The sequence below is a fragment of the Kitasatospora sp. NPDC001683 genome (assembly GCF_053596495.1).
In genome coordinates, this window is sequence record NZ_JBSFGK010000039.1 from 63,317 (window position 1) to 75,015 (window position 11,699).

At 71.3% G+C, this 11,699-nt stretch carries 8 protein-coding genes and 2 pseudogenes; 7 read left to right on the forward strand and 3 right to left on the reverse strand.

Features of this window, described 5'->3' with window-relative positions:
• Positions 1 to 147: 147 nt before the first annotated feature.
• Together ACWCYO_RS21700 and ACWCYO_RS21705 are read right to left on the reverse strand one after the other, a co-directional pair.
• Positions 148 to 1,542 carry an aspartate aminotransferase family protein gene (locus ACWCYO_RS21700; protein WP_270143719.1) on the reverse strand — a complete coding sequence of 465 codons (1,395 nt, stop codon included), beginning with the start codon at positions 1,540 to 1,542 and terminating at the stop codon, positions 148 to 150.
• Positions 1,539 to 2,012 carry an Lrp/AsnC family transcriptional regulator gene (locus ACWCYO_RS21705; RefSeq protein ID WP_030243538.1) on the reverse strand — a complete coding sequence of 158 codons (474 nt, stop codon included), beginning with the start codon at positions 2,010 to 2,012 and terminating at the stop codon, positions 1,539 to 1,541. Before ACWCYO_RS21705 ends, ACWCYO_RS21700 begins: the two co-directional genes overlap by 4 nt.
• A gap of 250 nt (positions 2,013 to 2,262) precedes the next feature.
• Here ACWCYO_RS21705 and ACWCYO_RS21710 point away from each other — a divergent pair, with 250 nt between their 5' ends.
• Positions 2,263 to 3,756, forward strand: a complete 1,494-nt coding sequence (locus ACWCYO_RS21710; RefSeq protein WP_449785126.1) for a gamma-aminobutyraldehyde dehydrogenase — start codon at positions 2,263 to 2,265, stop codon at positions 3,754 to 3,756.
• Positions 3,757 to 3,938: 182 nt separating this feature from the next.
• Complete coding sequence (locus tag ACWCYO_RS21715; protein ID WP_449785127.1) at positions 3,939 to 5,297, forward strand: aminotransferase class III-fold pyridoxal phosphate-dependent enzyme; 1,359 nt, start codon at positions 3,939 to 3,941, stop codon at positions 5,295 to 5,297.
• A gap of 77 nt (positions 5,298 to 5,374) precedes the next feature.
• On the opposite strand, the gene ACWCYO_RS21720 is transcribed toward ACWCYO_RS21715, so the two are convergent.
• Complete coding sequence (locus ACWCYO_RS21720; protein ID WP_449785128.1) at positions 5,375 to 7,030, reverse strand: PucR family transcriptional regulator; 1,656 nt, start codon at positions 7,028 to 7,030, stop codon at positions 5,375 to 5,377.
• A 183-nt stretch (positions 7,031 to 7,213) separates the two neighbouring features.
• On the opposite strand from ACWCYO_RS21720, the pseudogene ACWCYO_RS21725 reads away from it, so the two are divergent.
• The 5 genes and pseudogenes from ACWCYO_RS21725 to ACWCYO_RS21745 all read left to right on the forward strand — a co-directional run.
• A pseudogene (locus tag ACWCYO_RS21725) lies at positions 7,214 to 7,710 on the forward strand (aldehyde dehydrogenase family protein); the annotation flags it as partial.
• Between the two features lie 45 nt (positions 7,711 to 7,755).
• Complete coding sequence (locus ACWCYO_RS21730) at positions 7,756 to 8,217, forward strand: hypothetical protein (RefSeq protein ID WP_449785129.1); 462 nt, start codon at positions 7,756 to 7,758, stop codon at positions 8,215 to 8,217.
• A gap of 198 nt (positions 8,218 to 8,415) precedes the next feature.
• Positions 8,416 to 8,804, forward strand: a pseudogene (locus tag ACWCYO_RS21735) (hypothetical protein); the annotation flags it as partial.
• A gap of 60 nt (positions 8,805 to 8,864) precedes the next feature.
• On the forward strand, positions 8,865 to 9,629 hold the full coding sequence (locus ACWCYO_RS21740; RefSeq protein WP_449785130.1) for a nucleotidyl transferase AbiEii/AbiGii toxin family protein: 765 nt from the start codon (positions 8,865 to 8,867) through the stop codon (positions 9,627 to 9,629).
• A 222-nt stretch (positions 9,630 to 9,851) separates the two neighbouring features.
• Complete coding sequence (locus tag ACWCYO_RS21745) at positions 9,852 to 11,375, forward strand: CoA-acylating methylmalonate-semialdehyde dehydrogenase (protein ID WP_270143709.1); 1,524 nt, start codon at positions 9,852 to 9,854, stop codon at positions 11,373 to 11,375.
• The last annotated feature ends 324 nt before the right edge of the window (positions 11,376 to 11,699 follow it).

Consider the following 11,699-nt stretch of genomic DNA (forward strand, 5'->3'; position numbering starts at 1 on the left):
TGGGCCATCACGGGCAAATCACCCGCATTCAGGCATGTTTGGTCGTGCGACTGTGATGTTCGGTGGCGGTGGCGGGAACGCCGAAGGGCGGCCCCGCGGGGAGCGGGACCGCCCTTCGGCGGAGGGTGGGGAAGAGGGCTCAGGTGGTCAGAGCTTCGCCCACGCGTCGGTGAGGCTGGTCCGCAGGATCTGCTCGATCTCGTCGAAGGTCGACTGGTCGGAGATCAGCGGCGGGGCCAGCTGGACGACCGGGTCGCCACGGTCGTCGGCGCGGCAGTACAGGCCGTTGTCGAAGAGGGCCTTCGAGAGGAAGCCGTAGAGCACGCGCTCGGTCTCCTCCTCGTTGAAGGTCTCCTTGGTGACCTTGTCCTTCACGAGCTCGATGCCGTAGAAGTAGCCGTTGCCGCGGACGTCGCCGACGATCGGCAGGTCGCGCAGCTTGCTCAGGGTGCCCAGGAAGGCAGCCTCGTTGTCGAGCACCTTCTGGTTCAGGCCCTCGCGCTCGAAGATGTCGAGGTTGGCGAGCGCCACGGCCGAGGAGACCGGGTGACCGGCGAAGGTGTAGCCGTGCAGGAAGGTGTTGTCACCCTTGTAGAACGGCTCGGCGATGCGGTCGGAGATGATCGTGGCGCCGATCGGGGAGTAGCCCGAGGTCATGCCCTTGGCGCAGGTGATCATGTCCGGCACGTAGCCGAACTTGTCGGCGCCGAACATGGTGCCGAGGCGGCCGAAGGCGCAGATGACCTCGTCGGAGACCAGCAGCACGTCGTGGCGGTCACAGATCTCGCGCAGGCGCTGGAAGTAGCCGGGCGGCGGCGGGAAGCAGCCACCGGCGTTCTGCACCGGCTCGACGAAGACGGCGGCGACGGTCTCGGGGCCCTCGAAGAGGATGGCCTCCTCGACCTGGTCGGCGCACCAGCGGCCGTACGCCTCGGGGTCGACGGTGCCGTCGGGGCCCTCGAGGTAGTGCGGGGCGCGGTAGATGTTGGTGTTCGGGGCCTTGTGGGTGCCCGGCACCAGCGGCTCGAACGGGGCCTTCAGGCCCGGCAGGCCGGTGATGGACAGCGCGCCCTGGGGGGTGCCGTGGTAGGCGATGGCGCGGGAGATGACCTTGTACTTGGTCGGCTTGCCGGTCAGCTTGAAGTACTGCTTGGCGAGCTTCCAGGCGGTCTCGACCGCCTCGCCGCCACCGGTGGAGAAGAAGACCTTGTTCAGGTCGCCCGGGGCGTAGTTGGCCAGGCGCTCGGCCAGCTCGACGGCCTTGGGGTGCGCGTAGCTCCAGATCGGGAAGAACGCGAGTTCCTTGGCCTGCTTGGCGGCGACCTCGGCGAGCTCGGTGCGGCCGTGACCGGCCTGCACGACGAACAGGCCGGCCAGGCCGTCGATGTACTTCCGGCCCTTGTCGTCCCAGATGTACGTGCCCTCGCCCTTGACGATGGTCGGCACGGGGGAGTTCTCGTACGACGACATGCGGGTGAAGTGCATCCACAGGTGGTCGTAGGCGGTCTTGGAAAGGTCCTTCTGCGCCGGGTCGGCTGTCATCGGGTGCCCCAGGTGTAGGTCTGTTTCCGGAGCTTCAGGTAAACGAAGCTCTCGGTGCTCCGCACGCCGGGAAGCGCGCGGATGCGCTTGTTGATCAGTTCGAGCAGGTGCTCGTCGTCCTCGCAGACCAGCTCGGCCAGGAGGTCGAACGAGCCTGCGGTGCAGACGACGTAGTCGACCTCGTCGAGGGCGGCCAGCGCGTCGGCGACGGGCTCGATGTCGCCCTCGACCCGGATGCCGACCATCGCCTGGCGGGTGAAGCCGACGGTGAGCGGGTCCGTGACGGCGACGATCTGCATCACGCCTTGGTCGAGCAGCTTCTGGACGCGCTGCCGTACGGCTGCCTCGGACAGGCCGACGGCCTTGCCGATGGCGGCGTACGGGCGGCGCCCGTCCTCCTGGAGCTGCTCGATGATCGCCTTGGAGGCGGCGTCGAGGGGAACGCTCGCGTTCCGGTCGCGGTTGGCCACGCCGCCACTGTGCCTGATCGTTCCTCCGTTCGCAAGCGTGGAAACTGCTGATTTCGTCGTGATCTTGGAAATCCCTTGCGGATTTCATTGCGTATTGGCGATACGTCTGTCGATACCGGCAGTGTTGCGGCTACCCTGGCACGGTACGCGCGCGCCCCCGCCGGGCGGCGCGCATTCCGCCACCAGTGGACCGCGCCGCTTGGCGCCCGGCCACTCGGCGCCCTTCGTAGGCCGGACCCGCCGACGTACCATGGCGCCGGAATCTGCAACGCCGCAGGCCCAGACCGAGGAGAGACCCGTGAGCGACCTTCGTACGCTGCGCAACTACATCAACGGTGAGTTCGTCGACGCGGCTGACGGCCGCACCCTCGACATCGTCGACCCCGCCACCGGCGAGGTGTACGCGACGTCGCCGCTGTCCGGTGCCGCTGACGTGGACGCCGCCATGGCCTCGGCCGCCGCCGCGTTCCCGGTCTGGCGCGACGCCACCCCGAGCACCCGCCAGAAGCTGCTGCTCAAGATCGCCGACGCGGTCGAGGCCCGGGCCGACGAGATCGTCGACGCCGAGGTGCGCAACACCGGCAAGCCCCGCGCGCTGACCCTCTCCGAGGAGATCGGCCCGATGGTGGACCAGATCCGCTTCTTCGCCGGCGCCGCCCGCCTGCTGGAGGGCAAGGCCGCCGGTGAGTACATGGACGGGATGACCTCGATCATCCGCCGCGAGCCGGTCGGCGTCTGCGCCCAGGTCGCGCCGTGGAACTACCCGATGATGATGGCGGTCTGGAAGTTCGCCCCGGCCATCGCCGCGGGCAACACCGTCGTCCTCAAGCCCTCGGACACCACCCCGGCCTCCACCGTGCTGCTGGCCGAGATCATCGGCGGCATCCTCAAGGAGCTGGAGCTGCCGGCCGGCGTCTTCAACGTCATCTGCGGCGACCGCGAGACCGGCAGGCTGATGGTCGAGCACCCCGTCCCGGCGATGGCCTCCATCACCGGTTCGGTCCGGGCCGGCATCCAGGTCGCCGAGTCCGCCTCCAAGGACGTCAAGCGCGTCCACCTGGAGCTGGGCGGCAAGGCCCCGGTCGTGGTCTTCGAGGACGCCGACATCGCCGAGGCCGTCGAGGGCATCTCGGTGGCGGGCTACTTCAACGCCGGCCAGGACTGCACCGCCGCCACCCGCGTGCTGGTGCACGAGTCGATCCACGACGCCTTCGTCGAGGCGCTGGCCAAGGCCGCGGCCGAGACCAAGACCGGTGGCGCGGACGACGAGGACGTGCTGTACGGCCCGCTGAACAACGCCAACCAGCTGAAGCAGGTCTCCGGCTTCATCGAGCGGCTGCCCGCCCACGCCAAGGTCGAGGCCGGTGGCCACCGGGTCGGCGACAAGGGCTACTTCTACGCCGCGACCGTCGTCTCCGGACTGAACCAGGACGACGAGATCGTCCAGAACGAGGTCTTCGGCCCGGTCATCACCGTGCAGAAGTTCACCGACGAGGACCAGGCCGTCGAGTACGCCAACGGCGTCGAGTACGCGCTGGCCTCCTCGGTGTGGACCAAGGACCACGCCCGCGCCATGCGGATGTCGCGCCGCCTGGACTTCGGCTGCGTCTGGATCAACACCCACATCCCGCTGGTCGCCGAGATGCCGCACGGCGGCTTCAAGAAGTCCGGCTACGGCAAGGACCTCTCCTCGTACGGCTTCGAGGACTACACCCGGGTGAAGCACGTCATGACCGCGATCTAGCGGGTCAGGACCGTCGAGCGCAGCATGACGGCCATCTGAGGCGACGTGCAGGTCGTATGAACTGACAAGGGTCCGGGTCTTTTCGATCCGGGCCCCGTCGCTTTGCACCCTGTCGGCGGATCGCGCGACCGACTGACAAGATGAAGCTGCACTTCCCCGGTGGCCCGTCCTAGCCTTACCGCATGAGCATCCCCACCGCCGACTCAGCCGCCGGCCAGGCCGTCAAGGCCGCCGACCGCGCGCACGTCTTCCACTCGTGGTCCGCCCAGGCGCTGATCGACCCCCTCGCGGTGGCCGGCGCCGAGGGCTCGTACTTCTGGGACTACGACGGCAACCGCTACCTCGACTTCTCCTCGCAGCTGGTCAACACCAACATCGGCCACCAGCACCCGAAGGTGGTCGCCGCGATCCAGGAGCAGGCGGCGAAGCTCTGCACCATCGCCCCCGGCTTCGCGGTCGAGTCGCGCAGCGAGGCCGCCCGGCTGATCGCCGAGCGCACCCCGGGGGACCTGGACAAGATCTTCTTCACCAACGGCGGCGCCGAGGCCGTGGAGAACGCCGTTCGACTGGCCCGGCTGCACAGCGGCCGGCAGAAGGTGCTGTCCACCTACCGCTCGTACCACGGCGCCACCGCCAACGCGATCGCCCTCACCGGCGACCCGCGGCGCTGGGCCAACGAGACCGGAGTCTCCGGGGTGGTGCACTTCTGGGGCCCGTACGCCTACCGCTCCAACTTCCACGCCGAGAACGAGGCGCAGGAGTGCGAGCGCGCGCTGGAGCACCTGGAACAGGTGATCGCCTTCGAGGGGCCGGGCACCGTCGCGGCGGTCATCCTGGAGACGGTGGTCGGCACCGCGGGCATCCTGGTCCCGCCGCCGGGGTACCTGGCCGGGGTGCGGGAGATCTGCGACCGCTACGGGATCGTGTTCATCCTGGACGAGGTGATGGCCGGCTTCGGCCGCACCGGCGAGTGGTTCGCCGCCGACCACTGGGGCGTCGTGCCGGACCTCATGACCTTCGCCAAGGGCGTCAACTCGGGCTACGTGCCGCTGGGCGGGGTGGCGATCAGCGCCGAGATCGCCGCCACCTTCGCCGATCGGCCGTTCCCCGGCAAGCTCACCTACTCCGGGCACCCGCTGGCCTGCGCCTCGGCGGTGGCCACCATCAACGCGATGGCGGAGGAGGGCATCGTCGAGAACGCCAAGCACATCGGCGAGACGGTGCTCGGCCCCGGTCTGCGCGAGCTGGCCGAGCGGCACCCCTCGATCGGCGAGGTGCGCGGCCTCGGCGTGTTCTGGGCGCTCGACCTGGTCAAGGACCGGGAGACCCGCGAGCCGCTGGTGCCGTACAACGCCGCGGGCGCCGACAACGCCCCGATGGCCGAGCTGTCCGCGGCCTGCAAGCAGCGCGGGCTCTGGCCGTTCGTCAACATGAACCGCTTCCACGTCGTCCCGCCGTGCACCGTCACCGAGGAGGAGGCCAAGGCCGGCCTCGCGGTGCTGGACGAGGTGCTGTCGCTCACCGACGCGCACACTGTCTGACGCACCTCCCAGGAGACGGCCCCGGGCACGGCGTGTCCGGGGCCGTCCCACGTTCCGGAAGGCCCCCAGGTGAGGTCCTACCGGCGGACGGCGTCCAGCGCGAGCAGCGCGACGTGCAGGGACAGGCAGGACTCCACCTGGTCGAGGTCGACGCCGAGGATCCGCTCGACCTTGTGCAGCCGGTCGTAGAAGGACGGTCGGGACAGGTGGGCGGCGTCGGCGGCCGCCGACTTGTTCCGGCCCTGCTCCAGGTAGATCCGCAGCATCTGCACCAACTGGCCGTTGTGCTCGGCGTCGTGGGCCAGCAGCGGGCCCAACTCCCGTTCCACGTACGTCTGCAGGCGGGCGTCGTCGCGCAGCAGGTGGAGCAGGCCGCGCAGCCGCACGTCCGGCAGCCGGTAGTAGGAGGCGGTGCGGCCGCCGCCGGGCGCGTCGTGCAGGGCCGCGTCGGCGACCTGGGCGGCCTCCAGCAGGGTGCGCCGGGCGTCGCGGACCGAGCCGACCGAGGAGCCGACCGCGATCACCGGGCCCGGGGCGTCGGCGCCGTCCCGGTCGGCCTCGGCGGACATCCGGCGCAGGGCGGCCGAGAAGGCGTCCAGTGCGGCGTGCTCGTCCTGCTGGGCGCCGAGCGCGACCAGCAGGCCGACGCCCTCGTCGTCCAGCGCGCCGACCAGGGCGGGGAGCCGGCAGCTCCGGACCGCGCCGGCGGCCAACTCGGTGAAGTCGCGCAGCCGGGCCTGCGCCTCCAGCGCGGCCGGGATCGGCCCGCGGCGCTGGCGCAGCACCACGCCGACCAGCCGTCGGCCGTCCAGCGGGACGCCGAGCGCCTGGGCGCGCAGGGCCACCTCGGAGACGGTCAGCGCGTGGGTCAGGATGCCGGAGAGCAGGGTGCGGTGGGTCTGCCGCTCCAGGCTCTCCCGGTCGCGCACCACCAGCCGGTTGAGCGCCAGCGCCGAGGCGCCGCGCTCCAGCAGCATGGCATGGGGGTGTGGCTCGCCCTCCGGCAGCGGGCCGGGCTCCTGGACCAGCACCAGCCGGCCCCAGTCCTGGCCGCGGGCGCCGACGGTGGTCACCAGCCAGCCGCTGCGCGGGTCGTGGCCGGTGCGGCCGGGCGGACGGACCCCGCGCGAGCGGCGCTCCCAGTCCTCCAGCAGTTCGGCCTCCGGGCAGCCGGCGGTGTCGTGGGCGAGCACCTGGTGGGCCAGGTTCTCCAGGACCACCGGCGCCCCGGCCATCCGGGCGACCTGGCGGATCACCTCGGGCGGCTCGGCGCCCTCCACCACCAGCTCGTTGAACACCTGGTGGACCGATTCGGAGATCCGCAGCTGCTCCAGCTGGGCGTTCACCACCAGGGCGTGCACGGCCTCGGTGACGGCGACGAAGCGCACCTCGCGGCGGAGCGTGATCAGCGGCAGTCCGCGCTGCTCGGCGGCGTGCACCAGGGCGCGCGGCAGCGAGTCGAAGTAGCGCCGGCCGAACTCGACCACCAGACCGGCCACGCCGACCTCGTCCAGGTCGCGGACGTAGCGGGCCAGGCCCTCGCGGTCCTCGGGCAGCGCGATGCCGGTGGTCAGCACCAGCTCGCCGCCCTGCAGCATCCCGGCGACGTCGGGCAGTTCGCTGACGTGGACCCAGCGGACCGGCCGCTCCAGGCGGTCGGCGCCGGCCACCACCTGGGGCAGGCCGCGCCGCATCACCTCCAGGTCGAGCACGCGGGCGACGGTGGGGAGCATCGCGGGCCTCCCAGGGGCGGGGGAACGGGCTGGACAGGGTGTCAGGTGAATCATCCATCCTCCGAACGACCTGTCGCCCCTACGAAGTGGCTTCACCCTGTAAGGCCCTTCGTGTCGAGGCTGTCGAAGTGACCGTTGTCACGGTTGTTGTCACGTCAACCCGCAATTGGCAAGCGTTTCACCGCGGCGCGCGGCCGAACGGCCGGCACTTCGACGCGGGCGCGCAGTACATCGCGGGCCGGCAGACCCGGGGGAGCGGCGAACCCTTCCAGGTCGTCAACCCCGTCGAGGCCCACCCTGATCACCGGCGCGGCCCAGGACAGCGAGGTCGTCCAGGGCGAGGTGTCCGGCCCGGTGCTGGTGGTGCTGCCCTTCGACGGCGACGACGAGGGCCTGCGGCTGGCCAACGACACCCCGTACGGCCTCGCCGCCTCCGCCTGGACGACCGACGTGCACCGCTCGCTGCGCGCCGCCCGGTAGATCGCCGCCGGGTGCGTCTGGGTCAACGACCACATTCCGATACCAGCGAGATGCCGCACGGCAGTTACAAGGCGTCCCGCTACGGCAAGGACATGTCCCAGTACTCGCTGGACGAGTACACCCAGGTCAAGCACGTCATGTTCGACACCACCGCGGTCGCCCGCAAGGGCTGGCACCGCACCGTCTTCGGAGACCGATGACCGGTGCGCCCCCACGCACCCGTCCTTTCCCAGGAGGCCCGTTCCATGGCGTTCAAGGCGTTCGACGAGCTCACCGACGGTCTGCCCGAACCGGTTCGCAGGGCCTGGGAACGCAGCCTGACCAGCGGCCGGGCCGCGGTCGGCCGGCGCACCCTGCTGCGCGCCGCCGCACTGACCGCCGGGGCGGGCACCCTGGCCGCCTGCGGCAATCCCCGCCGCGCCCCGGGCGACCGGGGACTCGACCGCCAACGCCGTCAAGGACCTCTCGGACAGCGAGAAGGAGGTCGACTTCTCCAACTGGCCGCTGCACTGGACGCCGACGAGAAGGACAAGCAGAAGCACGGCATCCTGGACGCCTTCACCGCGGCCACCGGCATCAGGGTCAAGTACAACGAGGACGTCAACGACAACGTCGAGTTCTTCGGCAAGGTCACGCCGCAGCCGGCGGCCGGCCAGGACGCCGGCCGCGACCTGTGGTGCTCACCGACTGGATGGCCGCCCGGCTGATCCGGCTCGGCTGGGCGCAGAAGCTGAACCCGGCGAACGTCACCACCGCGATCACCAACGTCGAGGCCCGCTTCCGCGCCCCCGACTGGGACCCGGGCCGGCTCTACACCCACCCCTGGGCCGGCATCCAGACCGTGGTCGCCTACAACCGCAAGGCGACCAGGGGGAGGGAGGTCACCAGCGTCTCCCAGCTGCTGGCCGGAGGCCTTCCGGAAGCAGTGGGAACGCACCGGGCTGGGCCTGATGCCGCTACCGGCCGGGCGTCGCTGGGACGTCCTCACCGTCCCCGGCCGGCTCGGGCGTCCGGCCCTGGCCGTCCTGGAGCCCGTCTCCTGCGGGCCGGTCCTCACCGAGACCGGGGAGGAGCAGGTCAGCTTCCTGGTGCCGGTCGGCACCGCCGCCCATTGGATCGGCACCGGCGTGCGCTGCGCGGGAGAGAGCACCTGGACCGTCGTCCCGCACCCCGGACGCGGCAGCCGGGCCGTGCGCTGGCTGGTGCCGCCCGACGGCTCGGGGCGGCTCAACGAGACCCGGTGCTGCTGGAGCTGGCCCTGCACGAGGCGGCGGCCGGGCTCGGCGGCTGGTAGCACCGGCGGCGGGCTCACGGCGGTGGCGCGCGGGGCGGGCGCTCGGGTCAGACTGGAGGCGTGACCACCGCCCCGCACGCCGTCGACGCGTCCCTCCGACCGGGCCCCGCCCAGCTCCGCCTGGCCGTCCTGGCCGGGCCCGTCTGCACCCGGTACGGTCTGGCGCTGGCCGGTGGGCACGCGCTGCGCGCCCACGGTGTCCCGGCCTGTCCGCAGGACGGACTCACCCTGGCCACCGGCGACGCCGACCTGCCGGAGGTCGCGGCCGCGCTCGCGGAGGCGTACCGCGCGGCGGGCGGCGGGGTCGCCGAGCGGCCCGGCACACCGCGACTGGAACAGCTGACCGTACGGCTGACACTGGGCGGGCGGTCGCACCCGGTGGAGCTGCGGAAGGAACCGCTCGGTCACCGGCCGGTCCGGCTGGACTTCGGCATCCCGGAGCCCGGCGAGCCTCCGGTCGTCCTGCCGGTGGTCGCCCTGGAGGACGCGGCGGCGCTCACCACCGCACTGCTGGTCGACCGCGGCATGCCGCGCGACCTGATCGACGTGCACGCCCTCACCCGGAACTACCGGGAGGGTGAACTGCTCGCCCTGGCGGCGGAGCTGGACCCGGAGTTCCAGCCGGACGGCCTCGCCGACCGGCTGGAGACGCTGGCCGAGGCGGCGGACGGCCGGTTCCGGGCCCGGGGCGTCGAGGCCGGGGCGGTGGACGGGCTCAAGCGATGGGCCCTGGCCTGGGCGCAGGACCTGCGGCTGGACCTGCTGGAGACCCAGGAGGCGGCGGACGGGTTGCACGATCCGTACCTGGAGGACGAGGAGTCCTGAGGCCACCTCGGGCTTCGTCCATTCGGCGCAGTGACCGGACGACCTGTAAGGCTGAATCCGCGATCCCCGTCAGGCTGTTCGTTGAGCCGCGCGCCGGCGGCCAGCAGACTGGGAGACGAGCGCGGTAGCCCCGTGAATTCCCCGTCGCCCGGCCCTCTCGCGGGGCGGCGTCAGACCGGACCGGTGGCAGGACGCCGCCCGGGACTTCGGAGGCAGACGGACTTGAGCAAGCACATCATTCACTGGATCGCCGGCCAGCCGGTCGCCACCGCCGGTGCGGCGCCCCGTCGCGGTGACGTCTTCGACCCGGCCACCGGCCAGGTCGCCGGCCAGGTGGACTTCGCGGGGATCGCCGAGGTCGACCAGGCCGTCGCCGCCGCGGCCTCGGCCTTCGCCGAGTGGCGCAGCGCCTCGGTGGCCAAGCGGACCTCGGTGCTCTTCGCCTTCCGCGAGCTGCTGAACGCCCGCCGGGACGAGCTGGCCGCGATCATCGTGTCCGAGCACGGCAAGGTGCACTCGGACGCGCTGGGCGAGATCGCCCGCGGCCTGGAGGTCGTCGAGTACGCCTGCGGCATCCCGCAGCTGCTCAAGGGCGGCTTCACCGAGCAGGCCTCCACCGGCATCGACGTCTACTCGATCCGCCAGCCGCTCGGCCCGGTCGCGGTCATCTCGCCGTTCAACTTCCCGGCCATGGTGCCGATGTGGTTCTTCCCGATCGCCATCGCGGCCGGCAACACGGTCGTGGTGAAGCCCTCGGAGAAGGACCCGTCCGCGGCCAACTTCCTGGCCGCGCTGTGGAAGGAGGCCGGTCTGCCGGACGGCGTCTTCAACGTCGTGCACGGCGACAAGGTGGCCGTCGACCGCCTGCTGGAGCACCCGGACATCAAGTCCGTCAGCTTCGTCGGCTCCACCCCGATCGCCCGCTACGTCTATGAGACCGGCACCCGCTACGGCAAGCGCGTGCAGGCCCTGGGCGGCGCGAAGAACCACATGCTGGTGCTGCCCGACGCCGACCTCGACCTCGCCGCCGACGCAGCCGTCAACGCCGGCTTCGGCGCGGCCGGCGAGCGCTGCATGGCCGTCTCCGTCCTGGTCGCGGTCGACCCGATCGGCGACGAGCTGGTCGACAAGATCAAGCAGCGGATCGCCGGTCTGAAGGTCGGCCCCGGCTGCAACGGCGACTCGGAGATGGGCCCGTTGGTGACCGGCCAGCACCGCGACAAGGTCACCTCCTACGTCGAGTCCGGCGTCGCCGACGGTGCCGAGCTCGCCGTGGACGGCCGCAAGCACCCGATCGCCCCCGAGGACGCGAACGGCAGCCCGACCAGCGACGGCTTCTGGCTCGGCCCGACGCTGTTCGACCACGTGAAGCCCGGCATGTCCGTCTACAACGACGAGATCTTCGGCCCGGTGCTCTCCGTCGTGCGCGTCGCCTCCTACGAGGAGGGCCTGGCGCTCATCAACGCGAACCCGTACGGCAACGGCACCGCGCTCTTCACCAACGACGGTGGCGCGGCCCGGCGCTTCCAGTTCGAGGTGGAGGTCGGCATGGTCGGCATCAACGTGCCGATCCCGGTGCCGGTCGCCTACTACTCCTTCGGCGGCTGGAAGGCCTCCCTGTTCGGCGACGCCCACGCGTACGGCCCGGACGGCGTGCAGTTCTTCACCCGCGGCAAGGCGGTGACCCAGCGCTGGCTGGACCCGTCGCACGGCGGCATCAACCTCGGCTTCCCCACCAACAGCTGAGCCCCCTGACCCGGCCGGCCGGACCCCTCCCCGGGGTACGGCCGGCCCCTTTTGCACGTCGTTTGCATCCGGACGCCGAAGCGCGTACAGTTCTTCGAGCTGCCTGGCAGGGAGCACCGGACACGCGTCTGCGCGGACGGTCCCGGGGTAGCCAATCCTCTGAAACACCACTTCTCGGCTCGTGCCGGTCGTTTCGCGTTTTCGCGTCGCGGCTCGGCGCGTATTCGGCGTGCGCGTTTTATCGGATTGCGGTCGGACTCGGCTGGATTCGCTTTTCGGAGCGGGGATCGGCTAGAGTTTGAAACGTCGGACGGGGCGTCAAGC

Coding starts and splice junctions, on each gene's coding strand:
- ACWCYO_RS21710 (WP_449785126.1), top strand. CDS start 2,263: ATGGCGCCGGAATCTGCAACGCCGCAGGCCCAGACCGAGGAGAGACCC.
- ACWCYO_RS21715 (WP_449785127.1), top strand. CDS start 3,939: ATGAGCATCCCCACCGCCGACTCAGCCGCCGGCCAGGCCGTCAAGGCC.
- ACWCYO_RS21700 (WP_270143719.1), bottom strand. CDS start 1,542: ATGACAGCCGACCCGGCGCAGAAGGACCTTTCCAAGACCGCCTACGAC.
- ACWCYO_RS21730 (WP_449785129.1), top strand. CDS start 7,756: ATGGCGTTCAAGGCGTTCGACGAGCTCACCGACGGTCTGCCCGAACCG.
- ACWCYO_RS21720 (WP_449785128.1), bottom strand. CDS start 7,030: ATGCTCCCCACCGTCGCCCGCGTGCTCGACCTGGAGGTGATGCGGCGC.